Genomic DNA, 25,446 nt, shown 5'->3' on the forward strand with positions numbered 1-25,446 from the left:
ACTGACCAGTCAGTTAGTGAGTACAGATTCATCTGCGGACCAGTCGGTCCCCGACGAGGTCCACGAGACACTGATGGAGGCGACCTATCGCGCGCTGTGCGCCGAGGGGTTCGCCAACCTGACGATGCAACACATCGCCGACGAGGCGGGAAAGAGCAAGTCGCTCCTCCACTACCACTACGGGACGAAACACGACTTGCTCGTCTCGTTCCTTCGCTATCTGATGGAGCGCTTCGACCAGAAAATCGCCGCAACCGAGGGCGATGCGCCCGAAGAGCGCCTGCGATTTCTGCTCGACAAGATGGTTCCTGACGGAGACGACGACGAAGAGTACGACAAGTTCGGTCTCGCGCTGATGGACTTGCGAACGCAAGCGCCCTACGACGAGGCCTACCGAGAACAAGTCGCACAGAACGAACGAACGATTCGCGCACGAATGTCGGCAATCATCCGCGACGGTATCGAACAGGGTGTCTTCCGCGAGGTAGACCCCGAACGGACGGCAGCACTGTTGTTCGCCGCTCTCGATGGCGCACGGATTCAGCGCGTCGTCCTCTCCGGCGAAGACGAAAGCGAAGACGGTTCGTCACTTCCGTCCCGTGAGATTCCGACTGCAGTTCGCACCGCTATCGACGAGTTTGTCCTCTCCAATCTGCGTCTCGAGGGGGGACAATGAGCGCCAAAACACGCGACGTCAACCTCGTCGACGGCGACCTGGTCAAGCCGATGCTGGTACTCTCGTTGCCCATCGTCTTCTCGCAGATTATGCAGGTGGCCTACAACCTCGCCGATACCTTCTGGGTGGGTCGAGTCGGGTCAGAAGCCGTCTCTGCGCTGTCGTTCTCGTGGCCGCTCGTGTTCCTCATGATTTCGTTCGGTGGTGGCTTTACCATCGCCGGGACAGTCCTCGTCGCCCAGAACAAGGGTGCGGGCAACCACGACCAAGTGGACCACGTCGCTGGTCAGACCCTCGGGTTCGTGATTCTCCTGTCTGCGGTCTTTGCGGCCATCGGATATCTGGTGACGCCGATTCTCCTCCCGCTCATCGGGACGACACCGGGAACGGAAGTTCACCGACTCTCGGTCGAGTACACGAGAACCATCTTCCTCGGCGTCTCGTTCATGTTCGGCTTCTTCATCTTCCAAGCCCTGCTCCGTGGCTGGGGCGACACTAAGACGCCGATGTATCTGATGGCGTTCGGTGTCATCATCAACGTCGTTCTGGACCCCTTTCTCATCCTCGGGTTCAACGCGAACCCCATCTTCGGGGTACTCGGACTGGGTGCGCTCGGTGACTCACTCTTCGCCGCGACTGGCTTCACTGGCTTCGGCGTGCAAGGGGCCGCAATCGCAACGGTGTTCTCGCGCGGTGTCGGCGCGCTCGTCGGGTTCTGGCTCCTCCTCTCGGGACGGGTCGGTATCGACCTCTCACCACGTGACCTGCTTCCCGAGCGTGAAACGGTCAAGAAAATCATCGAAATCGGTGCGCCGTCGAGTATCGAGCAATCGACCCGCGCACTCGGTGTGACCGCACTGACTGCGTTGGTCGCCTACGCCGCCGTCAACGCCGTCGGCGTGGACACTGAAATTGCCGTCGCCGCGTTCGGTATCGGTAACCGCCTCACGTCGCTCGTGTTCCTGCCAGCAATCGGTCTCGCACAGGGGACTTCGACTGTCGTCGGACAGAACCTCGGCGCAGAGCGCCCAGACCGTGCAGAGCGCGCCGTCTTCTGGGCAGTCGGACTCATCACCTCGGTCTTGGTGTTCGTCTCCGCCGCGGCGTACTTCTTCGCCGGGCCAATCGTCGCCGTGTTCATCCCCGGTGAGCAAGCCGTCATCTCGGTCGGTATCGACTACCTCACGATTATCGGCCCGACGTTCGTCTTCCTCGGGGCGTTCAACGTCGTCAACGGCGGCTTCAGAGGGAGTGGTTCGACGCGCACCGCGATGGCCTTCTCGCTCATCTCGCTGTGGGTGCTTCGGATTCCCGTCGCCTTCGTCCTCGTCCAGTTCTTCGGGATGGGACCGACGGGCGTCTGGTACGGCATCGCCTTCTCGAACGTCGCCGCGGCGCTCCTCGCGCTCGCGTGGTTCACTCGCGGGACGTGGAAAGAGAGTGTCGTCGATACTGGGCCGCGGGTCCCCAGCGACGACTAAAAACGACGCTTCTTAGGCCGCTTCTTCTTCGTCGAGGTCCTGCATACCCGGTGCGGCGTTCAAATCGACGTTCTCGGGTTCTTCCTTTCCGCCGACGTTGACGTTGCCTGCGGCGTCTTCGACGTAGGCGTCGTCGGCGAAGCCTCCCTCTGCATGCGGGTGTTCTGGGTCGTCCAGTTTCTCCATCGTCGCGGGTGCGTCTGGGATGTCGATGGTTTCGAAATCGCCGAGCGGATTGGCGATGTCGATGTTGTAGCGCGAGAAGAACGCCTCGTAGCGCTCGTAGTGCGTTTCGAGTTCCTCGACGGGGAACTCCATCATCTCGGTCCAGCCGTGGTTGTAGAAGTCGAAGTTCGACTGGATGTGGGTGATTTCGCGGGCTTCTGCTTCCGGGAAGCCGGATTCGAGCGCCGCGACGTAGGTGTCGAACGTGCAGTCGAAGAACGCCTCCATGTGTGGTTCGCGTTCTGCTCTGTGGTCCGGGTCGGCGCGCTCGCCGAAGATGCGGACGTGCAGGTCCACCAGTTTTTCCGTGGCGATATCGCCGATGACCGGCATCGTGAGTGCCTTCTTCGCCGCGAAGTGGCGGATGTTCTGCCGAAGCTTCATTTCGTCGGCGGCTTAGGGTCGAAAGTACGTAAAGGGCATGTGTACGAAATGGAACAAAACGAGATTTTACTACTCCGTTTATGGTCCCCGTGTACGTGTATCGACACATGAGTGACTCCGTTTCGGCTCGCAAGCGGTCGATTCTCGACTGCGAGGAATGTCTCTCCCCCGCCGAGGCGTTCTCTATCGTCGCCGACGAGACGCGATTGGCGATTCTCGAAGCCCTGTGGGAATCCGACGACCGACCAGTTCCGTTCTCCGAACTCCGCCGCCGAGTCGGTGTCGACGACAGCGCCCGTTTCAACTACCACCTCGGCAAACTCCGTGGCCAGTTCGTCAAGAAGACCGACGACGGCTACGATTTCCGCCTCGCGGGTGAGAAAGTCGTCCGCGCCGTCTTGGCCGGGACGTTCAACGAAGACCCCGTGGTCGAACCTTTCGTCGCCTCAGGGTCGTGTGTCGCCTGCGACGGCGACCTTATCGCCACCTACCAAGACGAACGCTTGACGCTCACGTGTGATGCGTGCGGACGAATCCACGCGCACGAAGAGTTCCCACCAGGTGGACTCGATGGCCGCTCGCCAGACGACCTCCTGTCGGCGTTCGACCAGCGCGTCCGTCACCTGCACTGTCTCGCCGCAGATGGCGTCTGCCCCGAGTGTGGTGGGACGACCGAAACCCTCCTCTCCTCAGAGACGGCCCCCTTCGACCTCGACGTGGTCGTGAGCCACCGCTGTTCGCAGTGTGCCTACACGGTGGTCTCGCCTATCGGCCTCGTCTTGCTCGACGAATCGGCGGTCCTCTCGTTCCTCTCCGCGCGCGGTGACGACGTGTGTGGCACGCCGTTTTGGCACTTCCCGTGGGTCGTCGGCGACGACGCGCTGACCGTCGTCGATTCCGACCCGTGGCGAATCGAGGTCGAAATCCGCCACGACGACGAAGTGCTGACCGTCGAACTCGACGAGGCGCTCCGGTGTGTCGATTCGAGCGTCGGAAATGTCTCATAATTTGTATAAATCTGCTCCGGTAAGGGGGCTTACAAAAATATCATTCTGCTTACTCTTTTAGAGTCATAGCCCGTTCGTATAGATGAGGACAAAGACATGACCCACACCAACTACCTCGGACTTCCGGACGCGCTCGACCCCGCTCCACACGGTCTCGGAACGCTCGCAAACACGGTGGTTCTCACCGTCGCCGCGGTCGTGGGCATCGTCGCCGCGACAGTGGCCGCGACGCTCGTCGCCCCGCTCGCTCCTGGGCTTGGACTCGTCGCGGTGTTCGCTGGATGGCCCGTCGGGTTCGTCGTCGCCACAGTCGCGCTCCGTGCAGGACTGCTCGCACTCGTTCGAACCGGTCTCCCCGCCGACGCTCGCGTCGTGGTTCGCCGCGCCCGTGGACGTACCACTCCTGGGACGCTCAGCGAGACGACTCCACCCAAGATGACCGATGGTGGTCGCCCCGAATACGACGGGAAACACGAGTTCTAACCCACTATTTCCTGTTTCAGGGCCTTCTCTGCACGGATTTCCTTCTCCTGAAGAATAATGAGGGAGATAGCAATCCACATTAACCCCGAATGCAAACGTCGGGTTATGAGCCAGTCGTACGTGATCGTCGGTGACGGCGTCGCGGGGGCTTCCGCGGCCGAGACCCTCCGCGAACTGGAACCCGATGCGGACATCACCATCCTTACAGACGAGGGCGAACCCCTCTATAATCGTATTCTGATCAAAGAATTCGCCAAAGGCAAACTGCCTGAAGCGCCCATCTCCATCCACGACGAATCGTGGTACGATGACCGAGACGTCGACCTCGTTCTCAACACGCTCGTCACGAACATCGACCCTGAGGCGCACACCGTCACCGCACACGACGGCTCGGAATACGCCTACGACAAGCTCCTTCTCGCCATCGGGGGCACGCCGACGCAACTCCCCGTCGAGAACTCCGACGCAGAAGGTATCCACCACTTCTGGACGTTCCAAGACGCTCGCGACATCAAGAACCACATCGAACAAGCCGACAACTCCGTCGTCATCGGCGCGGGTCTCCTCGGTATCGACCTCGCGGCTATCACGGCCGCACAAGATGTCGAAGGCAAGTACCTCATGCGCGGTAAAGCCTGGTGGCGCTACGCACTCTCACAGGACGGCGCAGAGATTATCCACAACGCGCTCCGCGAGCGCAACGTCGAACCCGTCTTCGACTCCGGCGTCGACCACTTCGAGATGGACGACGACGGCAAGGTCACCGCCGCAATCGACCCCAACGACGACCGCTACCCGGCCGACTTCGTCGGTATCGCAATCGGTCTGAACTTCAACACGGAGATTCTCCGTGGGACGGATATCGAGTACGACAACGGTATCTACGTGGACGAGTTCATGCGCACGAATCACGACGACATCTTCGCCGCAGGCGACATCACCGAGTTCCACGACGTCATCCTCGGCGAGCGCGCACAGAACGGTGCGTGGGGCTCCGCGAAAGAACAGGGCACCATCGCGGCCAAGAACATGGTCGAGTACGGCTCTGACGAGTTCCGCTGGGTCTCGTCGTATTCGATTACGCACTTCGACTTCCCGTTCCTCTCGTTCGGTCACCCGACCCTCGGCGACGAGTCGGTCGAAGCGAAGTACTCCGACACCGAGTGGCGGCGTCTCGCCATCAAGGACGGTAAAATCGTCGGTGGCGTCCTCATCGGCGACCTCTCGCCACAGACGAGATACAAGAAACTCATGCGCGAACAGGTCGATATCTCCGGGCAGACGGACGTGCTGATGAAACAGCAGTTCGAACTCGACGACCTCGAAGGCGTAACAGCAGAGCAGTAATCTCTCTCCGTTTCGGCATCACCGACAGCTACGTTTTCTCAGCACGACGAGCGACTGAACTTTCACGGACAGCGGAGGGTTTTCGAGTATCACGAAGATTTATGTGGGTTGATGTTATGTGATAACACATGTCACTAAAGGAAAAGTCGTCAGCCCCGGTTTCGGATCTTGGAGTAGCACCCTCTATCGTCCCGGTTACCGACGTTTCCCCCGATACGCGCGTCCATCATTTCGACCAGCTAAGTGACCGCACCCAGCAAGCCATCGCCCGGGCGGCGGCTTCGGGACATCTCGATATCGACACCGAGACGACGCGCCTCGCCCGTGGCGACGTTGTCGTCTTTACAAAGTACTTCCGCGTCCAGTAAGTCCATTCTCTCATCGTCGGCCCTAACTCCGAGCGTGAGCGCTCGCTCGGTGCCGACGTGGACCGAAGTGGTTTTCCACGTCTCGCCACCAATTTTTGTCCATGTCTACTGGTGGCGGTCAAGGGACGATGACGCTCGCATTCGAACTCGAGGCGCTCAAACGCCTCGGCGACCCGAATGCGGCGTTTAGCAACGCGCGAACGTGGACGAAGTACGTCGGCGTCGTGAGCGAAAAGCCGACGTACGTCGTGACGAACTTCACGCGCAAAGAGCGGATTCGACAAGACTTCTTCTCGGGGCCACGCGGGGTCAAAGAGAGCCTCGAAAACGTGATGCGGCAGTTCGACACCGACCGACACGTCTTCGTCGGCACGACCGACGAGGACCGCGAACTCGCCGAGGAGACGGGATGGGAGTTCCTCCCGGTCGAAGAGGCTGCAAAAGCGGCAGAGTGGTCGCTGGCGGGCGAACAGGAGCCTGTCGAAGACCCCTTCGAAGACGACGGCCGCGACGACTGGCCCTAACGCGAAACCCCACCGAGAACCTCCGCTTCTTCCAGTGATTCTGTTTCCTATCGAAAGCACTAATCAGCAACAGCCCTTTCCAATCAGCGATGAGTCACCAGTTGCCTGACGTGCAGGCCTCTCAGCCCGACGTTTCCGTCGGATTGAGCCAGGTCGGCGTCACTGGCGTCGAGAAGCTCGTCAAGATTGCCCGTGGCGACAAGCGCCCGTTGGTCCTGATGGCGGATTTCGAAGTCTTCGTGGACCTTCCCGGCGGCCGCAAGGGCATTGACATGAGCAGAAATATGCAGGTCATCGACGAGGTTCTCGAAGCCGCAGTCGAGGAACCCGCCTACCGCGTCGAAGATATGTGTGGCGACGCCGCCGAACGCCTCCTCGCAAAACACGAGTACACCTCGACGGCCGAAGTCCGAATGACGGCCGAACTCGTCGTCCGCGAGGACACCCCCGCAAGCGGACTTTCCACGCAGAGTACGATTCAAATCATCGCCAGCGCGACGGCGACCGACGAAGGCACCCGTGAAGAAATCGGTGCCGAAGTCGTCGGCATGACGGTCTGTCCGTGTTCACAGGGCATGTCTGAATCCCGCGCCCGTGACGTGTTGCAGGACCTCAGCGTCGATGAAGACACCATCGACGAGTTCCTCGACCAAGTCCCGCAACCGGGTCACTCCCAGCGCGGCCACGCAACCTTGACGGTCGAAACCGAGGGCTCGCCCGACGTTGACCTCATGGACCTCGTCGAGATGGCTCGCGACTCCATGTCCGCGCGCATCTACAATCTCGCAAAGCGCCCGGACGAGGACCACATGACGTACCACGCCCACGCTGATGCGAAGTTCGTCGAAGACTGCGTTCGCTCGATGGCTGAATCCGTGGTCGAAAATCTCGACCACCTCACGGACGACACCGTCGTTCACATGAAGCAGTCGAACGACGAATCGATTCACCAGCACAACGCCCATGCAGAACGAGAAGTGACGCTCGGGCAACTCCGTAGCGAAGTCGAAAACTAACCGAAAATTAGAGCGACAGCGGAACTGCGGACTCCCAGCGCGGACTGAACGTTTCTCGCAAGTCCGCCGCAAACTCTGGGTCTTTCAGGTCGATGAGTGCAAACACTTGTCCGGGGTCCATCGGATTTGGAACCTCGATACACACTTCGACGCCGTCGATGAGGTTGAACACGCCAGTGACGTTTTCGGCGGTTCGGACGTGGAAGCCAGGGTGGTCTGCGAGCGTCTCGACGTACTGCTGGCCGACGCGCTCCGGCAGGCTCTCGACGAGGTCTGGAGACATGAGCAACGACACGTCAACGCCGCGCTCCAGTGCGGATTCGAGTTCTTCGAGGACGATATCACCGACTGCGCCGAGGTCGAACTGCGGCGAGGGCGTCCCCGCGACCATCACGAGGCTCTCGTCGGCCGCGGCGAGGCGCTCGATGAGCAGGTCAATCGTCTCGTCAGCGCCGACCGCGGCGGTCCAGAACTGGTCGTGAACCGGTTCGGCGGCGTCGAGTTCGACGGTGAGTTCGTCCACGACCGCTTCGTACTGCGATGCTTTCTCTTCGAGTTCTTCGCGCTTGCTTTCGAGCAGTCGGTCGAGTGCGGTGTCGGGTTCGACTGCGACGTATTTTTTCGGCCGACTCGCGGCCTGACTCCGGATGAGATGGTACTGTTCGAGGCTGTTCAACACGTCGTAGATGCGTCCCATCGGAACGTCGCTCGCGCGGGACAACTCCTTCGCCGTTGTCGCGCCAACGCGGAGCAGTGCGCGGTAGGCTCGCGCTTCATACTCAGATAATCCGAGGTCTCGAAGACTGGCCATAGCGACACGTCTCGTCACGCCATTATAAACAAACCGGATGTTTACACTAGTTACCGGTTGGCACTGATGTGCGCTATGCGTCGGGCGTTACCGCCGAAACTGCCTGCATCAACTCTTCTGGAGTGGTTGCCTCGCGGGTTTGTTCGCCATTGCTGACACGTGCTTGTCCGTCTTCGACTGCTGACTCAGGGATGATAATCGCCTCGTGGTCCGCAACCCGGAGGGCGGCGCGATGCAAGTCCGAACCCACTTCGCCGAGTTCAATCACGAGTGGGTCGCGGAGGAGACGTGCCGACACCGCCCCGTACTCGGCGACTTGAACCCCGATTCGGTCCCACGCACCAGCGAAGGCACCGACGACTTCCGTTGCAATCTCTCGATAAGAGTCGTCGCCGGTGAGTACCGCGAGGTCGACGAGCGCGTTCGCCATTTCGACGTTGGCGTCGATAGGGCGGAGGGGGTGCGACAGCAAGCCCGCTCCCGAGTCGGGTCCATCGAGGAACGACTCGTCGTCGAGGAGAGTATCGATTGCCGTATCTGCAACAGCGCGAGCGAGTTCGAGGGGGAAACTACCGCCGATGCTGTCGGTGCCGAGAACTTGTCGCGCTCGACACAACGCCGCGACGACGCGTGCCTGGTCTTGGAGTAGGAGCGACTCGCCCGCGCCGCCACCGGAAGAAAAGTGCGTCACGACGCCGTCATCGACGAGGTCTTCAGCGATTCGTCCGAGCGTGCGCTTGGCGAACGTCCGGGCTTCTTTGTCGTCGGTGAGGCCTGCCAAGACGAGCAGTGAATCGACGGCGAGGGCGTTGCCACCAGCGTAGACGGTGAGGTCCGAACGCGGACCTGGTGCGCTCTCTCGGCCCTCCTCGTCCAAGAGATAGTAGTCTGTGCCGTCTGCTGGTCCCATGCTCCCACCGAAGCCAGTCCCCGTCCACAGCGACGATTCGAGGAAGTCGGCCGTCCCGACTGCTGGGTCGAGGTAGGCCTCGTCGCCGGTGTAGCGGTAGCCGTTTGCGAACGCACGAAGGAGCGCGGCGTTGGATTCGAGCGTCTTCTCGCGGTTCTGCCCAGCCCAGTTGGCCTTGCTGGCATATCTGAAAAAGCCGCCCTCGACCGGGTCGTAGAGGCTGTCTCGTACTGCATCGAGCGTCTGGAGCGCCCGACGCTGGTCACGCTTCAGCGCAAATTCGATGGTGCGTGGCATGGGGAACTTCGCGGCATCGCCCCAGCCGCCGTGTTGTTCGTCGAAGACGACCGAGAGTTGCCCAGCGATGTGTTCTTCGATGCGCGGGGCGACCTCGCCCGCCGGTGGTTTGTCGCCCGCGAGCGCTCGCGGCATGCGTCCGGCATCGTGACCTTTCTTCTCCCAGACCTCACGGACGCGCTCGATGACCTGTCGCATCCCCGTCGGACGCATGAACGTCGCGCCCGTCATCGGCAGTCCCTCCGGCGTCAGGAACACCGTCGATGGGAATCCGCCCATGTTGTATCGCTCGCGGATTCTCGGCTGTCGGTCCACGTCGACGCGAATCGGGACGAACCCATCGTTGATATTCGCCGCAATCCGCGGTTCTGCGTAGGTTTCGGCGTCCATCTCGTGACAGTCCGAACACCACGTCGCGGTCAGCGACAGTAGAATCGGCTTGTCGGCCGCTTGTGCCTCCTCGAACGCAGCAGCGCCCCACCGACGCCACTCGACGCGCGTCTCGTCGCTCATACCCACTCCTGCGCAGTGGATGCGGGTAAGCGCTTCGAGGCAGTCCAGCCCGCTGTCAGTTTTCACTCGTCCAGATGCCGAATTTTGTGGCTCGATTCGCGTGGTTCGCTCGTGTCTGGGACAAAAGGGCTATGAGTTGCGAACTGGTACAGTCGCTCATGCGTACGCGCACACTGCTCGCGCTCTTGCTCCTCATCCCCCTCTCTGATGCGCTGCTGCTCGTCGTGGTTGCGCAGTACCTCAATCTCGTGCCGACGGTGGCGCTGGTCGTCCTGACCGGCCTCGTCGGCATGCTGCTCGTCCGCGCGGAGGGGCGACACACCCTGCGGTCGCTCCAAACCAAGTTCGCCGGTGGCGAGTTGCCGACGAACGAACTCATGGACGGCGGCCTGCTCATCGCCGCGGGTGCGTTTCTCCTCACCCCCGGTCTCGTCACCGACACCATCGGCTTCCTGCTCGCTATCCCGGTGACGCGCTACCCTATCCGTGAGGTACTCAAGCGCGTCGTCGTCAAACCCTACCTCGACAAACAGGCCGAAGGCTTCGTCTCCGGCAACGTCTGGGTCGGTGGGTTCCCACAGGACGACAGCGTCTACGACGCCGACCCCAACTCCTACCGATTCGGCGGCGAGGACTCCGAATAACCCGATTTTCGTCTGATTGCTGATTTTCGCGCTCGATTGACCCTCTCCGAGAGTTGCATCGCTTGCCGGAGAATCGCACGACGACGCCGACATTCAATAACACATCTCAACGCGCCTCCGAAAAGAAAGTCTTAAAATCAACAGCGCACAACGAGTGAATGCGCTTACCTGGGCCAATAGCTCAGTCAGGTTGAGCGCTCGGCTGATAACCGGGAGGCCCGCGGTTCAAATCCGCGTTGGCCCACTCACATTGGCAACAGTTCGTTGCCGATGCGAGTTTGGGGCTTAAACTCCCCGGCCACCCAACTTCTGCGGTATATTACAGTGTAAGAGTGTTCTCTGGCGTTCGTTCAATACCAAACGGAATCTCTGACACTACCAGTTCCTTCGCTCGAACTGCACCGTCCGTGCTAACCCGAGTGCCGCAACGGCAGTAAGGAATTCTCTGAAAAACGGTTCGAGAAAACTCACCCACGCACGAACAGAGAACGCTTCTATCACCCACAGGTAGCCAGTAGCGTACATCCAATACTGTGTGTTAGCGGCACCGTTACCCCAGATTCTCGCGCCGACGAACAGTCCACTGAATCCCCCAACGACGACGACGACGAAGAGGCCGGGAAGCAACTGCGTCAAGGAGAGGGTTGGCTTGCGCCGAGATTGGACGAAAAAGAGTACACCAAACAACAACACTGGTTCGATGAGAAACGGAAGGACACTGTAGCCAATCCATTCGAAGGCGGAGAGTGTGAACGTGTTTTCATAAATCGCTCGCGTGTGCCCTTGGTAGCTGTGGGCCAACCCGCTGATGAAGAGAATTCCTGCGGTGAGTGAGAAATACACTCCGGGTGTTGGTTTGAGGTAGGGTTTGAGGGGAGTTGGAGCGGAGACCATTGATGGAACTCATTGAACACTACCATTTGACATTTGTTGCTGACTGGGTTGTGGCTGATTTCTCACACCAGAAACATTCAATGCGCTATTCTCCATTGACCCATTCACGAATTCGTGTGGCTTCTCGACCGCGACATTGACCATCTCGCCCGCGACGTAGCCCTGTTCCTCGTTCCTTTCCCTCTCTTACTTGCGCTCCACTTTCTCACTCCCCAGTCCATTCAATCGCTGTTCGTCTTCACGTTCGACCTCTCCGAACCGTGGCGACTGCTCACCGCGGCGTACTTCCACAACTCTGACTCACACCTCTACAACAACCTCGGGGGCTACGCAGTCGGCGCACTCCTCACGTGGATGCTCTGTCTCCGCATGGGCGAACGTCGCTGGTTTCACGCGACCTTCGTCGCACTCTTGCTCGCCGTTCCGGTACTCACTCAACTCTCAACGTTCGCGGTGTTCACCTACCAGTTCGGCCCTGACTTCCAAACTATCAGTCGGGGTTTCTCGGGCGTCGTCTCCGGCTTTGGAGGGTTCGCGTTCGTCTCCCTGCTCGCGCTCATCAGCACGGCCTACTCTCGCACCGTAGTCTGGTACTCGGGCTTTCTCATCGTGCTGGTGTTCCTCAACGAGTTGCTGGTCATCTACACCGGGACGATTTCGCCGACTGTTATCGGACTCACTGGACTGGGTGCTGTCCTCTCATTCTGTGAGATGTCTCGTCAGAGTGATGTCGGATTTGAGCGCTCGCGAGAAGCGTGGAGATCCATCGCCATCGACGCGGTGAACGTCGTACTCATCGTCTCCCTGCTCGCGATTTACGTCTACATGCTCTTTCCGAGTACTATCGTCTCAGACGGCACTGCGACGAACATCTACGCCCACGCACTCGGCATGGTCTGGGGCGCACTCGTCGCCACCGTGACGCACCAACTACGCACAACCAAGAAGTAAACAAACAGCCCACAAAACGAGTTCGGACAAAACGGACAAACACAACTTGGCCTCAAATTCAGAGTTCATACATAATTTGTGAGTAAAGTGCCCTGATGCACAGAAACATATATCTCTGTGGTGTGCTATTCAATGACACATGTTCAAACTCTCTTGTCTCTCTGGCTGCGGATTCGGGACCACCGCATCGACCCGCAAAGGTGTCGGCGTCCTCGTCATGGAACACATGGCCGACGAACACGACATGCCCGTGGACCCCCTGGAAGCGGGCGAACTCGCGTTGCAGACGTACGAACGCTCACCCGGCTCGTGGAACTAAACCTGCACGTGTGTGGTCACATTCTACTTCGTGACTGTCTGTTGTGAAGGACGCTTGTACTTTCACGAACCTCGGTGCTGTCTCTCGATTCACGCCACATCACAGAAAATTTCTGAACAAATTTACTCAGTTCCGTATTCCAGTAGTATTAAACCCGTACAGGTAATATCAATGGGTGATGCCAACCATCGACGTCTCCGAACAACTGTACCGCCAGATTGAGTCCGCCGCAAACGGCGAAGAGCTCGACGTGGCGATGTGGAAGATGGTCGGTCGCTACCAGCGCGGCAACACTCCGGGCGACTAACCACGAGATTCAGTTTCAGTTTTCATACGGCCACTTGCGTGGTCATCATCAACCCCTCGTCGCGGATGCCCTTTCGCGGCGACTACCGTTTTACACCCGTGAGTGTGCGTTTTACGTGAACATCGTAGATAACCACTTAGGTGTGTAGCCCCTCTGTTGGGCGTGGAAAAGAAGAAGAAAGACTTCGCATCCATCACGGGCCTTCCCGAAGAACTCGGCATCGACGCCGACTTGGAGAAGGTCGGACAGACACTCTCGATTCGGAAAGACACCCGACGGTACGGGAAACCGATGACGGTTATCTCGGGGTTCGAGATGGACCGCAGCGAGTTGAAACAACTCGCCTCCGAACTCAAGCGCCGTCTCGCTTGCGGTGGCACTATCGTCGATAACGAAATCGAGTTGCAGGGCAACCACGTCGAGCGCGCCCGCGACATCCTCCTCGAGTTTGGGTATCAAATCGCCTAACCTGATGGACAAACAGCTGTAACCGCTCGTCGGCTCAGTTGCTTCTCTTCTTCGCGGCTCAAAAATGACTGTTCGCGAGTGAGTTCTATCGCTCGATTAGAAGCCTTCGCGGAGGTACACGTCGCGCTGAGTGAACGTCGAATCGAGTGTTTCGATGGTACCCTTTGTGTGTGCAGTGAGGTACTCCGTCCGCGACAGCGACTCGGCCGTTCGGGCACCGATGAGCAGTTGCGAGAGTGCGCCGATTTCGATTGTCGCATCCGCGTCTGTGTCGGTCTCTGTGACGGTCGTCGAACCGGCTTCGACGTCGATGTGGAACGTCTGGTCGTTCCACGCACACCGGTCGTCGGTCACCTCGACGACGAGCGATTCAGTCGTCTCTTCGTCCAGCGACACGGATTCGAGTGCCGCCTGCACGTCCACGATGCGAACCATCGGACCGGGTTTGATTTCGACCGTCGCCGCGCGGGGGTCGGTCAGGTCGTCGATGAGCCGGGTCGATTCGTGTTCGGTGCCGATGCTAATCTCGTCGACTTGTGAGTCGTGGTCGCGGAGGAATCGAAGCATGTGGCCTCGCGCCTCGGTGTCGGCGCTGACGAGCGCCAGTACGCGCATGCTCCTGCTGTCCCAGTCGCCCTTGATTCGGAAGATGACGTTCCCACGGAGTTCGCCGTCTTTCTCCCAACCGTAGACGTAGGGGTCGCTTTCCCACCCACGGAAGACGCGATATCGCCACCAGCCTTCGGTCGGGTCGAGTGCGAGGTCTTCTGTCGAGGCCGTCCGGTAGAGTGCGTCCACACGTTCCCAGTCGTCGGCTTCGAGGTGGACGAACTCTCCATCGGGTTTCGGAACGATGTCAGTGAGGTCGCTCGGTGCGACTTTCGTCTGGGTGTAGTTGTTCGACGTCGCCCACCCGAATCGACGATAGAACTCGTATTCGAACGGCCAGAGTGTCGAGAGGTATCGACCGGAATCACGGAACTCTTCGAGCAACTGGTCGAACATCTCGGAGACGTGTCCCTGTCGGCGCGATTCGGGCGGCGACGCAACTGCCGAGATGCCCGGTAGTGGGTGCCACTCGTCTCGCACGCGGGCGCTGAAGTCGTAGTACGCACAGACCGTCAGCAGGTCGTCTGTCGAGAGGTCGTCGCTCTCGGCGTCCGGCGGCACGTCGTAGAATCCATAGGGGTGATAGATATCCGGATCTGGATGGTCTGGATGGTCCCAGTCGGGGCCGCTCTCGGGACGGAAGGCGTAGCCGAGCATGTCTCGGTATGTTTCGCGGTGGCTCTCGGGGAGAGAATGAAGGTTCATAAAATCCGTCCGCAGGGAGGTGGTATATGCTTTGGGTGGGTGCCGTCCTGCAATTTTACTCGTGATGCAGTCACTCGTCCGGCAGTCGTTCTGTCGTCGTCCGCTGGTCGTTTCGTCGATTCGAGCCGAACCGTGTGATTCACGTCGGCTCACCTCCGAGTCGGGAGTATGGCAGAGACGCAGGATTCGCTGCTCACACGGAGCCGATTGCTCCTCATCGCAGTCGTGACGGCGGGCATCGTCGTACCGGGACTGCTTCGCAGGTTCCTCGGCGAGGCCGGATACACTGACCTCGGCATGCTCGTGTTCGTCCTCGGCTACGCTGGGATGGTCGTCGTCGTCTGGTATGGCTGGCTCCGCCCGCTCGACATCACCGGTCCCGAAGACCAGGAGTTCTGAGCGGCCACCCACCTGACAGTGCCGGTTGTGGCCGACTTCCGGCGACACTGGGCGTGGACGCGAGGCAAACGAGAATAACGGAACTTTGATAGTCGATTCGCACCGACCCGAGAACAAGAATGCTTCCGCTTCAGCTCATCGACAGTTTCCTGCTGAACTACAACATCGGGCAGGCGCTGTTGTTCGTGTTCATCCTAACGACGGTCGGGGCGCTCCCGCTGAAGTCCCAGCGCATCATCGGCATCAACACCATCGTCTTCGGGCTCATCTTCATTTTGACCCCGGTTTCGCTTGCCAAGCCGCACTACCTCTTCCTCGGTATCGTGCTTCTCGTCGCTGGGCCGCTCCTCTACGTCACGGCCCGTCGCTGAACCGCTCTCTTCTACCATCTACTCGTGATTCCCCAGAACGCGACGTTTAAACGATGACAACCGCAATCCCTCACTATGTCTGAACCGCGCGTCCCCGGCGGTCGTGGGGCCGTCATGGACCTGCCCTGTGGCGAGCAAAAGCCCGTCCGAACGCTCGACCTCGGTCGTCGGGAGTTCGACTGCCCGTGCGGCGATTCGCACGCCGTCGTCATGGACGTTCACCCCGCAGACCGATTCCTCCCGGAGTTCCTCCTCGATGTCCTCCGCGAGGCTATCGAGACCACCAGCGAGGACATGCCCGAGTTCGGAACTGCACACCTGATGGGACTCGTCCTCGAAGAGTTTCCCCAGTCGGTCGTCTCCGAGGACGTTTCGGACGACGGCGAAGTCGGCGCCGGAATCGTCTGGGTGACCGATTTCGATTCTCGAAGACTCCACGAAATCATCGTCGAACTCGTCGTCGAACTCATGGAACACGCCGTGAGCCACGCCGACGACGAGGTCGCAGTCACGGAGTTCGAGCGACAGATGCTCGAATTCGACGTGAGCGAGTTCGTCGAAACCTATCGCGCCCAACGCGACCTGGACCCCGAACCGTACATGTGAACTCGGCGGGGCGGTCCGCTCCCCCGAACGCAATCAACACGGGCGCGGCCACCACGGGCGCGGCCACCACGGACACGGCCACCACGAACAACTCTCTCTGCGGCCGCTCTCCTAGTTGAATCGAATCCGTCTGACCGTCGGGTCTACGGTCACTTTCGCCCCGAGTGGGAACGGTGCAATCGGTGAACAGTGCCCAAACTCGACGTCGAACACGGTGGTTGCATCGGGATTGTATTCGTCCAACACCCCGCAAATTTCGTCTCGCAACTGTTCGTCGTAGTCAGCAGGCGGTTCCCACTCCAGTTCCGGTGAGTTCGTCTGTGGCCGTCCAACGATGAGTCCCGAAAATCGTTCGAGTAATCCACGTTCGCCCATCGTCCTGAGCGTGTAGCGAACCTCTCGCGGGAGAGGTGTGTCTTCCGAGGTTTCGAGCGCCAAGACCGCCCCATCGAGGTCTTCGGAGTCCGGTAGATATCGCCCCGTCTGGAGGTGCCACTTGACGATTGCAAAGCACCCGCCCCAGACACGACCGGTGACAGTCTGGTCGCCATACCACGTTCGTCCGGTGTTCTCGTGCCACTCACGAGGCTCCTCTGTCTCGAAATCGAACCACTCGTCGGCCCACTCGGGCGCTGGCTCGACCACGCCGAACGACTCGTCGAAGAACGCGCGCCGGAGATATCGTTCGGTGTATGGGTGGATTTCCGGGTCTACCGTCAGCGTCGGGTGGAGGACTGCACCGTAACTGACGATGCCGTGTTTCCACAGGTAGAGCCGAAGGTTGTCGTTGTCGCTGAAGCCGTAGAATCGCGTCGGCGACGACGTGAGGCGCTTTTGGTCGAGGTGTTTCAACACGCGCAGTTGGTCGTCGCCACCAGTTACGGCGATGACGCCGCGAATCTCCGGGTCTTCGAACGCGCGCATGATGTCTTCTGCGCGCGCCTCGGGATTGTCGCGGAGCCATTCCCAGTCTTTCGTCGCCGTCTCGAAGGTGACGGGCTCCAACGAGAACGTCTCTCGAAGTCTGTCGCACGCGCGTTGAAGCTTCGAGTCGTCGATTGGACGCGACGGCGCGACGATGGCGATTTTGTCACCAGAACCCAACGGTGGCGGCGTCGTAAAGACCGGAAGCATGGCCAGTGTCTACACAGAACCGCCTCAAAAGCCTTCCTCGGGCGACTATTCGATACTTTAGCACATATTGCGAAAATCGTAACTCGATTTCGGACCTCGTAATTTTTCGCCGGACTTATTACGATGTGCGGACTCAAAACCGACGATGACCGACGAGGACACCCAACCCGGTACACCGGCAAACGCCGACGACCGGACTATTTTGCTCATCGGAAGTGGCCCGATCCAGATTGGACAAGCGGCGGAATTCGACTACTCCGGCGCACAGGCCTGCCGCGCCCTTCGAGAGGAGGGGGCACGAGTCGTCCTCGTCAACTCCAATCCCGCGACCATCATGACGGACCCGGAGATGGCCGACAAGGTGTACATCGAACCTATCAACACCGAAGCCATCGCCGAAATCATCCGCAAAGAGCGCCCTGACGGCGTCATTGCGGGACTCGGTGGACAGACGGGATTGAACGTCACCGCGGAGTTGGCAGAAGAGGGCGTCTTGGACGAGTTCGACGTGGAAATCATGGGCACGCCGCTGGATACCATCTACGCGACCGAAGACCGCGACCTGTTCCGCGAGCGCATGCGGAAAATCGGCCAGCCCGTTCCCCGTTCGACCACCATCGTACTCGAAGACGGCGAACAGGTTTCGAACATCACCGAAGCCGCACTCACAGAGCGCGTCGAGGAAGCGGTCGATTCGGTCGGCGGCCTCCCCGTCATCTCGCGGACGACCTACACGCTCGGTGGCTCCGGTTCTGGTGTCGTCTCGGAGATGGACGAACTCCTCGCCCGCGTTCGCAAGGGGCTTCGCCTCTCGCGCAACAATGAGGTCCTCATCACCGAGTCCATCGCTGGCTGGGTCGAACTCGAATACGAGGTGATGCGCGACGCCGACGACTCGTGTATCATCATCTGCAACATGGAGAACATCGACCCGATGGGGATTCACACGGGCGAATCCACCGTCGTCACTCCATCGCAGGTTATCCCCGACGAAGGCCACCAGGAGATGCGTAACGCCGCGCTCGAAGTCATCCGTGAACTCGGAATTCAGGGTGGCTGTAACATCCAGTTCGCGTGGCACGACGACGGCACACCCGGCGGCGAATACCGCGTCGTCGAGGTGAACCCACGTGTCTCGCGCTCGTCGGCGCTCGCATCCAAAGCGACTGGTTACCCAATCGCCCGCGTGACCGCGAAGGTCGCACTCGGCAAGCGCCTCCACGAGATTACGAACGAGATTACCGGCGAAACGACTGCAGCCTTCGAACCCGCAATCGACTACGTGGTAACGAAGGTCCCGCGCTGGCCCAAGGACAAGTTCGGCGACGTGGACTTCGAACTCTCCACGGCGATGAAATCCACGGGTGAGGCCATGGCAATCGGTCGGACCTTCGAAGAATCACTCTTGAAGGCGCTTCGCTCGTCTGAGTACGACCCCGCCGCCGAGTGGGACGAAATCTCCGACGACGAACTCGAATCGGAGTACCTCGTCAAACCGACGCCTGACCGCCCGTACGCCATGTTCGAGGCGTTCGAACGCGGCTACTCGGTCGAAGAAGTCGTCGAACTCACCGACATTCACGAGTGGTACGTCGAGCGCTTCAGCCGTGTCGTCGAATCCGTCGAGGACGCCGCAGAAGGTGACTTCGCCGCGGCTGCCTCCGCAGGCCACACGAACGCCAGCATCGCCGAAGCAACCGGCGAAACCGTCGATACCGTCGAACAGAACGTCCCCGGTCGCGTCTACAAACAGGTGGACACCTGTGCGGGCGAGTTCGCCGCACAGACGCCGTATTACTACTCCTCACGCAAGCCGGAGTTCTTCCGCGGGCCGTTCGAAGGCGACGCCGCAGGCAACGAACTCCGCGTGGACCGCGACATGGAGAGCGTCGTCGTGGTCGGCGGCGGCCCGATTCGTATCGGACAAGGTGTGGAGTTCGACTACTGTGCGGTCCACGCTGTCCAAGCACTCCGCGAGGAGGGCATCGACGCACACGTGGTCAACAACAACCCCGAAACTGTCTCGACCGACTACGACACGTCTGATGGACTGTTCTTCGAGCCAATCACGAACGAAGAGGTCGCAGACGTCATCGAAGCCATCGACGCCGACGGCGTGATGGTCCAGTTCGGTGGGCAGACCTCGGTCAACATCGGCCACGGACTCGAAGCCGAACTCAATCGCCGTGGCGTCGAGTGTGAAATCCTCGGAACCACTGTGGACGCGATGGACCTCGCAGAAGACCGTGACCGCTTCAACCGTCTCATGGATGACATCGGCGTCCTCCAACCCGAGGGTGGCTCTGCGACCAGCGAAGACGAGGCACTCGAACTCGCCAACGACATCGGCTACCCCGTACTCGTCCGCCCATCGTACGTCCTCGGCGGGCGCGCGATGGACGTGGTCCACTCCGACGACGAGTTGAAGGAGTACATCGAGGAGGCAGTCCGTGTCTCGCCCGACAAGCCGATTCTCATCGACCAGTTCCTCGCCGACGGCGTCGAACTCGACGTTGACGCAGTGTGCGACGGCGAACGCGTCCTCATCGGTGGCGTGATGGAACACGTCGAAGCCGCTGGCATTCACTCCGGTGACTCCGCGTGTATGATTCCGCCGCGCTCGCTCGACGACGAGACCATGGAACGCGTCCGCGAAGTCACCGAAGACATCGCAAAGGCACTCGAAACGGTCGGGCTGATGAACGTCCAACTCGCCGTCAAGGATGGCGACGTGTACGTTCTCGAAGCCAACCCGCGCTCTTCGCGCACAGTGCCGTTCGTCTCGAAAGCGACGGGCGTCCCAATCGCCAAACTCGCCGCGAAGGTCATGGCCGGACAGACGTTGGACGAACTCGGAGTCGAAGAACAGATTCCCGAGCAAGTTTCGGTCAAAGAAGTCGTCTTGCCGTTCGACCGCCTGCCGGGTTCGGACCCGCGCCTCGGCCCGGAGATGAAGTCCACGGGTGAGGTCATGGGGACGGCGACGACGTTCGCCAAAGCCTACGAGAAGGCCCAGGCCGCCGCAAACGACCCGATTCCCGCAGACGGGATGGTCCTCGTTGACCTCGCAGACGAAGAGTTCCCCGGTGCCGACACCGACGCAGGACAGGAACTCCTGGATGCGTTCGATGAGTACTACGACGTGGTCCAACCCGGCGAGATGGACGACCTCGTTGCGACGCTCCGCGAGGGTGCAATCGACTTCGTGGTCTCGCGTGACCGCGCGATTCTGACCGAGTGTGTCGAAGAAGAGGTCACCTACTTCTCGACGCTCGCCTCGGCGAAGGCGGCACTCGAAGCACGCGCTGCGGCTGACGAACCAATCGATGTAGCACCCGTCTCCGAACGCCCGCGCACCGTCGCCAACTGGGGACAGTAAGCCTTCTACACGGGGTCGGACTCGACTGTTCCCGACGCCGTTATCTCCTCACGTGCGCTACTAACTAGCACGGTTGGTGTCGACTGGGGATTGGTGACCTGGTCACCCACTTACGAAACCGACGCCAACCTTATTCGGTGCGTGCGGACTTTTGTCGCGTTCACGAAGGTTATTGAGCCTCGGTCCTACATACGCCCATGACACAGACTGGCATGCGCGTCCTCGTGGCGGGCGCGACTGGCCGAACCGGACGAGTCGTCCTCGCCCGGCTCGCCGAGACAGCCGCCACCGTTCGAGCGTTCACACGCGATGCCGACGCGCGCGACGACCTGTTGGCACAGGGTGCTGACGAGGTCGTCGTCGGCGACTTACTCGACGCCGAAGACGCACAGGAGGCGGTCGTCGGCGTCGATGCAGTCATCTCCGTGGTCGGTTCGACACCCGGCATCGACGCGATTCGTGGCAACCTCGTCGATGGCGACGGTATCATCAACCTCATCGATGCGGCCACTGCCGCCGGTGTCTCTCGATTCGTTCTCTGTTCTTCCATCGGTGTTGGTGACTCCAAAGATGGGATTCCGCTGTCGATGCGTGCGATACTCACCGCTGCAGGCGTGCTTTCTGCCAAGAAACAGAGCGAATCTCGTCTCCGCGACTCGTCGCTCATCCATACGATTATTCGCCCCGGAGCGCTCACCGACGCGCCCGCGACAGGCGAGATTCTCGTCGGCGAGGGCGGCGACTCCGTAAGCGGCAGTATTCCCCGCGCAGATGTCGCGGACGTCCTCGTCCGCTCGCTCTTTACCGAAGCAACCGAGAATCGTACCTTCGAAATCGTCTCACGACTCGGCCTTCGAAACTCGCCGAACCGACTTGTCGAACTGCCGTGGGGCGGGCCGTCGGTCGAACCCGCCGATTAATCGAGTTTTCCTAACGCTTGGAAGAAGTCAGACGTCGGCCCCGCCAGTCGCACCGGCGACTCCGAAGGTTCGATTCGAATCGACGCCGGTGAGTCGATAGACCGCCGGGTTCGCCCATCGCCGACGACGACGGCCGACGGTGCGTCTTCGACGGTGACGGTGACCGTTGCATCGCGTGGGACGACGAGCGGTGGCATGCCATCTGCGGCGGCCATCTCGGTGATGACGAGTCCTTCCACGCCGGGATGGACGAGCGGGCCACCTTCGCTGAGGTTGTATGCGGTACTCCCTGCCGGAGTCGAAACGAGGACGCCATCGGCGTGACCGCTCGAATACACCGACCCGTTGACGCGAATCTCGAAGGTCGCCCCACCGCCGTGGCCGCGTCGCGGGCCGTGGATGACGACTTCGTTCATCGAGGGATGCATCTCCCAGTCGTCGCCGCGGGCGACGATGCGCGGGACATCACGAATCGTTTGGTCACCAGCGCGGAACGCGGCGACTTCTTCGAGGACGGTCTGAAGTGCGTCTTCGGGCGAGACGGCGTTCAAAAAGCCGACTTCGCCGAGGTTGACACCGACGATTGGGACGCCGTCCGACCCGTGGGCGGCGTAGAGAAACGTTCCGTCGCCGCCGATGCTCACCACGAGGTCACACTCGTGGAACGTCTCGACGGGGACGCCCGAGCGGTCGAGCGCCGCCGCGGTTGCCTCGTCGAATCGGACTTCGACATCGACCTTCGAGAGCGCCTTGCGCATGTCTCTGGCGAGGGTGGCGGCCTGCCTGTTGCCCTTCTGCGCGACGATGCCGACGTTCATAACCCGCGGTTTGACGCGCCCGACAAAAAACACACCGTCATGCTCGTCCGACACTACGAGAAACGTTCATGACGCTCGCTCCCGACGTTGAGGTGATGGCAGGCACCGAAGCAGGCGACACCGTCATCTGGTGGTCCCCGTGAGCGACGATGACGACTGGTTCGAGCGTGCACTCCGCGAGGGCGAAGGCGACGACGCTGACGCCGAAACCGAGGCAGACCCCGAAGTCTCCGACACCCCAGAATCCGATACCGACGCAACCACTGACGCGGCCCACACGTCTGATGCCGACGCAGACGAGGGATGGGACGAACCCTCCACAGCGGAGACTGTGGAGTTCGACACAGCAGCGAGCGCGTCAGACGAAGCAGACGGCGACAACCCGTTTGCGATAGACTTCGAAACCGCGTTCGAGAACGCGCCCGACCCGAACGGATTCGACATGGACGCCATGGGTGCAGACGGCCCCCAAGATTCGGACGAAGTGTTCGGCTTCGGCGAGACGACCCAACCAGAGGCGCCGTCGTTCGACGACGAAGATTTCGAGTCCAACATCGACCGCATCGACACCGGTATCGAGGGGTTAGACGACATGATTCTCGGTGGCGTTCCCAAACGCTCGCTCATGGTGACGATTGGGAGCGCCGGGACGGGTAAGACCACCTTTGGCCTCCAGTTCCTCTACGAAGCGATGAAAAACGGCGGCAGCGGCGTGTACATCACGCTCGAAGAGAGCCGTCGCCGCATCCTCGATACGGCCGAAGAGAAAGGCTGGCCGTTCGGCGAGTACGAAGACGACGGCCAACTGGCAATCGTCGACCTCGACCCCGTCGAGATGGCAAACAGCCTTTCGAGCATCCGAAACGACCTCCCGCGACTCGTCGATGACTTCGGGGCGGACCGTCTCGTCCTCGACTCGGTGTCGCTCTTGGAGATGATGTACGACCACCCGTCGAAACGCCGTAGCGAGGTGTTCAACTTCGCCCGCGCGCTGAAAGACGCAGGTGTGACGACGATGCTCACCTCCGAAGCGAGCCGAGAAAACCCATACGCGTCTCGTCACGGCATCGTCGAATATCTCTCGGATGCGGTGTTCATCCTCCAGTACGTCCGCCCCGACGACTTCCGCGAAACCCGACTCGCAATCGAGATTCAGAAGATACGCGACGCCAACCACTCTCGCGAGACCAAACCCTACGAACTCACGAACGAGGGGATTAGCGTCTATCGACAGGCGAATATCTTCTAACGTCTCTCCAACTCTCGCTTAGGCGCTCGGGATGTCTTCGAACGAGTCGAATTTCTCCCAACACTCACAGGCCAAATCGTCTAACGAGGTTACTTCGTCCGGGAGACTGCTGAGCGACATCCCACTCACCTCTTCACACGCCTTCGTGTGAACCGAAAAATCATCGCTCGACATCACGAACATACGATATCATTCAGTGGTAGCGTTCGCACCTATTTGATTGTTAGTCACATCCGACAGCAGGGTATTTCTGGGAGTGACAGTTTCTGGGCCCAACAGTATCGTCTGACTCACCTGTTCGCGTTTGCGTCGCTCGCTGTTCGCCGTCGAACGGGTGGGAGAAGTACGTAGAACGTGCCCGAGGCGTTCTGCGTTAGTCGTCTGCGGGTGCGGGTTCGGCCGTCTGTTCGGGGGAGAACGATTCGTAGTGGACGACTTCGTCGACCGGGCGACGGTACTTCGACTCCGCCTGCAGTTCGCCAGCGTCGTCGGCAGGGATACCCATCGTGAGGAGCATCACGGGTTCGTACTGGGTGCCGTCGATGTCGAACGCGTCGAGTACTGCGTCGGGGTCGAACCCGCCGATGGGACAGGTTGCGACACCTTCGTTCCAGGCGGCGTGCATGAGCGACATGGCGACGAGCGAGGTAGAGCGGGTCGTCCAAACGCGGCGCTCTTCTTCGGGGAGGTCGGCCATTCCAGCGATGTTGTCGAGGATGCCTTCGGCGACGTCTTCGCTCGGCAGGTAGCCCTTGTCAAGCATGTCGTCGACGACAGTCTGGGCGTGTGCTTCGGGGTCCTTGTTTCCGAGGATGATGACCGATGCGGCGGCACCGGTGACGTGTTCTTGGTCGTACGCGGCGGCGCGGAGTGCTTCTTTGGTGTCGTCTTCGCGCAGGACGACGAACTCCCACGGTTGCAGGTTGTAACTCGATGGTGCCTCGATGGCGTTCTCGAAGATGGATTCGAGCGTCTCGTTATCGAGTGGTTCGTCTGCGTATTCGTGGACCGATTGTCGGGTTGCGACGACTTCTTCGAAGTCCATTGGAAGGCCTAATGGACGACACGATAATAGGCGACGTGCATCCGGGGAAAAACACCGATTCCAGGGTGCTGGCAGTACTCATGGCGTCGATTTCACCGGGTGACATCGGTGTCACCGACGTGTCGGAGATTCAATTTATCTGACGACGGTCACCGGAACCGGAGCGCGCCGAACGATTTCTTCGGCGACGCTTCCGAGAATGACACGGGTGACCCCGGTTCGTCCGTGACTCCCGAGGACGACGTGGTCGTAGCTATCTTCTTCGAGGACTTCGACGACCGTCTTCGCGGGTTTACCGACGGCGATGCGAGTGGAGATGTCACGGTCAGTATCGACGAGCGATGTTTCGGCTTTCACCGTGGCAAACGTCTCTGTCGCCTTGCGCTTTTGCTTTTGATACCACTCCTCGGAGCCACTGAAGGCACTGTCGGTGTATTTCGCGGTACTTGGGTTGATGACGTTCAGGAGGGTGAGTTTCGCCTGCGGCCACTCCGTCGCGGCGAATCGGAGCGCCTCTATCGACTGCTCCGACCCATCGACTGGAACGAGAATGTGGGTGGCCATACGCCGATTAATCGGGGGGAGG

Annotated in this window: 30 protein-coding genes and 1 tRNA gene; 21 read left to right on the forward strand and 10 right to left on the reverse strand. The window is 60.4% G+C overall.

Features of this window, described 5'->3' with window-relative positions; all coding sequences use genetic code 11:
• Positions 1–16 precede the first annotated feature (16 nt).
• The gene (locus ACK509_RS11460) at positions 17–676 is read left to right on the forward strand and encodes a TetR/AcrR family transcriptional regulator (protein ID WP_410766671.1); all 660 of its coding nucleotides are present in this window, start codon (positions 17–19) and stop codon (positions 674–676) included.
• A complete protein-coding gene (locus ACK509_RS11465) occupies positions 673–2,157 on the forward strand; it encodes an MATE family efflux transporter (protein ID WP_410766672.1) in 1,485 nt (494 codons plus the stop codon). The genes ACK509_RS11460 and ACK509_RS11465 overlap by 4 nt, the downstream gene beginning before the upstream one ends.
• A 12-nt stretch (positions 2,158–2,169) precedes the next feature.
• Here ACK509_RS11465 and ACK509_RS11470 read toward each other — a convergent pair whose 3' ends face one another.
• Positions 2,170–2,766, reverse strand: a complete 597-nt coding sequence (locus tag ACK509_RS11470) for a DUF6149 family protein (RefSeq protein WP_410766673.1) — start codon at positions 2,764–2,766, stop codon at positions 2,170–2,172.
• A gap of 107 nt (positions 2,767–2,873) precedes the next feature.
• On the opposite strand from ACK509_RS11470, the gene ACK509_RS11475 reads away from it, so the two are divergent.
• The 6 genes from ACK509_RS11475 to mptA all read left to right on the forward strand — a co-directional run bounded on the left by ACK509_RS11475 (position 2,874) and on the right by mptA (position 7,511).
• Positions 2,874–3,773, forward strand: a complete 900-nt coding sequence (locus tag ACK509_RS11475; RefSeq protein ID WP_410766674.1) for a winged helix-turn-helix domain-containing protein — start codon at positions 2,874–2,876, stop codon at positions 3,771–3,773.
• 96 nt (positions 3,774–3,869) lie between these two features.
• Positions 3,870–4,256 carry a hypothetical protein gene (locus ACK509_RS11480; RefSeq protein WP_410766675.1) on the forward strand — a complete coding sequence of 129 codons (387 nt, stop codon included), beginning with the start codon at positions 3,870–3,872 and terminating at the stop codon, positions 4,254–4,256.
• Between the two features lie 105 nt (positions 4,257–4,361).
• Positions 4,362–5,603: an NAD(P)/FAD-dependent oxidoreductase gene (locus tag ACK509_RS11485; protein WP_410766676.1), complete on the forward strand. Its 1,242-nt coding sequence runs from the start codon at positions 4,362–4,364 to the stop codon at positions 5,601–5,603.
• A gap of 128 nt (positions 5,604–5,731) precedes the next feature.
• The gene (locus tag ACK509_RS11490) at positions 5,732–5,971 is read left to right on the forward strand and encodes a hypothetical protein (RefSeq protein WP_410766677.1); all 240 of its coding nucleotides are present in this window, start codon (positions 5,732–5,734) and stop codon (positions 5,969–5,971) included.
• A 128-nt stretch (positions 5,972–6,099) separates the two neighbouring features.
• Positions 6,100–6,495 carry a hypothetical protein gene (locus ACK509_RS11495; protein ID WP_410767259.1) on the forward strand — a complete coding sequence of 132 codons (396 nt, stop codon included), beginning with the start codon at positions 6,100–6,102 and terminating at the stop codon, positions 6,493–6,495.
• Positions 6,496–6,584: 89 nt separating this feature from the next.
• Positions 6,585–7,511 (forward strand): GTP cyclohydrolase MptA, encoded by a 927-nt coding sequence (gene mptA, locus ACK509_RS11500; RefSeq protein ID WP_410766678.1) that lies wholly within the window; start codon positions 6,585–6,587, stop codon positions 7,509–7,511.
• 7 nt (positions 7,512–7,518) lie between these two features.
• Here mptA and ACK509_RS11505 read toward each other — a convergent pair whose 3' ends face one another.
• Both ACK509_RS11505 and ACK509_RS11510 read right to left on the reverse strand, forming a co-directional pair.
• Entirely contained in the window at positions 7,519–8,322 is an 804-nt protein-coding gene (locus tag ACK509_RS11505; protein ID WP_410766679.1) for a TrmB family transcriptional regulator, read from the reverse strand.
• A 73-nt stretch (positions 8,323–8,395) separates the two neighbouring features.
• A complete protein-coding gene (locus tag ACK509_RS11510) occupies positions 8,396–10,042 on the reverse strand; it encodes a DUF255 domain-containing protein (RefSeq protein ID WP_410766680.1) in 1,647 nt (548 codons plus the stop codon).
• A gap of 158 nt (positions 10,043–10,200) precedes the next feature.
• Between ACK509_RS11510 and ACK509_RS11515 the strand changes: the two genes are divergently transcribed.
• Both ACK509_RS11515 and ACK509_RS11520 read left to right on the forward strand, forming a co-directional pair.
• On the forward strand, positions 10,201–10,686 hold the full coding sequence (locus ACK509_RS11515; protein ID WP_410766681.1) for an FxsA family protein: 486 nt from the start codon (positions 10,201–10,203) through the stop codon (positions 10,684–10,686).
• Between the two features lie 170 nt (positions 10,687–10,856).
• Positions 10,857–10,930 (forward strand) — tRNA-Ile (locus ACK509_RS11520).
• Positions 10,931–11,061: 131 nt separating this feature from the next.
• Here ACK509_RS11520 and ACK509_RS11525 read toward each other — a convergent pair.
• Complete coding sequence (locus tag ACK509_RS11525) at positions 11,062–11,580, reverse strand: hypothetical protein (protein WP_410766682.1); 519 nt, start codon at positions 11,578–11,580, stop codon at positions 11,062–11,064.
• Between the two features lie 114 nt (positions 11,581–11,694).
• On the opposite strand from ACK509_RS11525, the gene ACK509_RS11530 reads away from it, so the two are divergent.
• The 4 genes from ACK509_RS11530 (at position 11,695) to yciH (ending at position 13,625) form a co-directional block, all read left to right on the forward strand.
• Positions 11,695–12,531: a hypothetical protein gene (locus ACK509_RS11530; RefSeq protein WP_410766683.1), complete on the forward strand. Its 837-nt coding sequence runs from the start codon at positions 11,695–11,697 to the stop codon at positions 12,529–12,531.
• 139 nt (positions 12,532–12,670) lie between these two features.
• Positions 12,671–12,850 (forward strand): DUF1059 domain-containing protein, encoded by a 180-nt coding sequence (locus tag ACK509_RS11535; protein ID WP_410766684.1) that lies wholly within the window; start codon positions 12,671–12,673, stop codon positions 12,848–12,850.
• 178 nt (positions 12,851–13,028) lie between these two features.
• Positions 13,029–13,157 (forward strand): hypothetical protein, encoded by a 129-nt coding sequence (locus tag ACK509_RS11540; protein ID WP_410766685.1) that lies wholly within the window; start codon positions 13,029–13,031, stop codon positions 13,155–13,157.
• A 162-nt stretch (positions 13,158–13,319) separates the two neighbouring features.
• Positions 13,320–13,625, forward strand: coding sequence for a stress response translation initiation inhibitor YciH (gene yciH / locus ACK509_RS11545; protein WP_410766686.1), 306 nt, complete (start codon positions 13,320–13,322; stop codon positions 13,623–13,625).
• A 96-nt stretch (positions 13,626–13,721) separates the two neighbouring features.
• Here yciH and eis read toward each other — a convergent pair whose 3' ends face one another.
• Positions 13,722–14,939 (reverse strand): enhanced intracellular survival protein Eis, encoded by a 1,218-nt coding sequence (gene eis / locus ACK509_RS11550; RefSeq protein ID WP_410766687.1) that lies wholly within the window; start codon positions 14,937–14,939, stop codon positions 13,722–13,724.
• A 168-nt stretch (positions 14,940–15,107) separates the two neighbouring features.
• Between eis and ACK509_RS11555 the strand changes: the two genes are divergently transcribed.
• The 3 genes from ACK509_RS11555 to ACK509_RS11565 all read left to right on the forward strand — a co-directional run bounded on the left by ACK509_RS11555 (position 15,108) and on the right by ACK509_RS11565 (position 16,315).
• Positions 15,108–15,338 carry a hypothetical protein gene (locus ACK509_RS11555; protein WP_410766688.1) on the forward strand — a complete coding sequence of 77 codons (231 nt, stop codon included), beginning with the start codon at positions 15,108–15,110 and terminating at the stop codon, positions 15,336–15,338.
• A 119-nt stretch (positions 15,339–15,457) separates the two neighbouring features.
• Positions 15,458–15,709, forward strand: a complete 252-nt coding sequence (locus tag ACK509_RS11560; protein ID WP_410766689.1) for a hypothetical protein — start codon at positions 15,458–15,460, stop codon at positions 15,707–15,709.
• A gap of 75 nt (positions 15,710–15,784) precedes the next feature.
• Positions 15,785–16,315: a DUF5815 family protein gene (locus ACK509_RS11565; RefSeq protein WP_410766690.1), complete on the forward strand. Its 531-nt coding sequence runs from the start codon at positions 15,785–15,787 to the stop codon at positions 16,313–16,315.
• A 111-nt stretch (positions 16,316–16,426) separates the two neighbouring features.
• Here the strand turns inward: ACK509_RS11565 and ACK509_RS11570 are convergent, their stop codons facing one another.
• The gene (locus tag ACK509_RS11570; RefSeq protein ID WP_410766691.1) at positions 16,427–17,449 is read right to left on the reverse strand and encodes a S66 peptidase family protein; all 1,023 of its coding nucleotides are present in this window, start codon (positions 17,447–17,449) and stop codon (positions 16,427–16,429) included.
• 145 nt (positions 17,450–17,594) lie between these two features.
• Between ACK509_RS11570 and carB the strand changes: the two genes are divergently transcribed.
• Together carB and ACK509_RS11580 are read left to right on the forward strand one after the other, a co-directional pair.
• Complete coding sequence (gene carB / locus ACK509_RS11575) at positions 17,595–20,828, forward strand: carbamoyl-phosphate synthase large subunit (RefSeq protein WP_410766692.1); 3,234 nt, start codon at positions 17,595–17,597, stop codon at positions 20,826–20,828.
• Between the two features lie 197 nt (positions 20,829–21,025).
• Entirely contained in the window at positions 21,026–21,748 is a 723-nt protein-coding gene (locus tag ACK509_RS11580; RefSeq protein ID WP_410766693.1) for an SDR family oxidoreductase, read from the forward strand.
• On the opposite strand, the gene ACK509_RS11585 is transcribed toward ACK509_RS11580, so the two are convergent.
• Positions 21,745–22,566, reverse strand: coding sequence for an NAD(+)/NADH kinase (locus ACK509_RS11585; protein ID WP_410766694.1), 822 nt, complete (start codon positions 22,564–22,566; stop codon positions 21,745–21,747). The two genes, ACK509_RS11580 and ACK509_RS11585, sit on opposite strands and share 4 nt — an antisense overlap.
• A gap of 139 nt (positions 22,567–22,705) precedes the next feature.
• Between ACK509_RS11585 and ACK509_RS11590 the strand changes: the two genes are divergently transcribed.
• Positions 22,706–23,815: a KaiC domain-containing protein gene (locus ACK509_RS11590; protein ID WP_410766695.1), complete on the forward strand. Its 1,110-nt coding sequence runs from the start codon at positions 22,706–22,708 to the stop codon at positions 23,813–23,815.
• A gap of 18 nt (positions 23,816–23,833) precedes the next feature.
• On the opposite strand, the gene ACK509_RS11595 is transcribed toward ACK509_RS11590, so the two are convergent.
• Both ACK509_RS11595 and ACK509_RS11600 read right to left on the reverse strand, forming a co-directional pair.
• Entirely contained in the window at positions 23,834–23,989 is a 156-nt protein-coding gene (locus ACK509_RS11595) for a hypothetical protein (RefSeq protein WP_410767273.1), read from the reverse strand.
• A 199-nt stretch (positions 23,990–24,188) separates the two neighbouring features.
• A complete protein-coding gene (locus ACK509_RS11600; protein WP_410766696.1) occupies positions 24,189–24,860 on the reverse strand; it encodes a nitroreductase family protein in 672 nt (223 codons plus the stop codon).
• 11 nt (positions 24,861–24,871) lie between these two features.
• Here ACK509_RS11600 and ACK509_RS11605 point away from each other — a divergent pair, with 11 nt between their 5' ends.
• Positions 24,872–25,003, forward strand: coding sequence for a hypothetical protein (locus ACK509_RS11605; protein WP_410766697.1), 132 nt, complete (start codon positions 24,872–24,874; stop codon positions 25,001–25,003).
• Here the strand turns inward: ACK509_RS11605 and ACK509_RS11610 are convergent.
• Positions 24,996–25,424, reverse strand: coding sequence for a universal stress protein (locus ACK509_RS11610; RefSeq protein WP_410766698.1), 429 nt, complete (start codon positions 25,422–25,424; stop codon positions 24,996–24,998). The two genes, ACK509_RS11605 and ACK509_RS11610, sit on opposite strands and share 8 nt — an antisense overlap.
• Between the last annotated feature and the right edge of the window lie 22 nt (positions 25,425–25,446).

This window comes from Haloferax sp. DFSO60, assembly GCF_046557615.1.
In the GTDB taxonomy this organism is placed as follows: domain Archaea; phylum Halobacteriota; class Halobacteria; order Halobacteriales; family Haloferacaceae; genus Haloferax.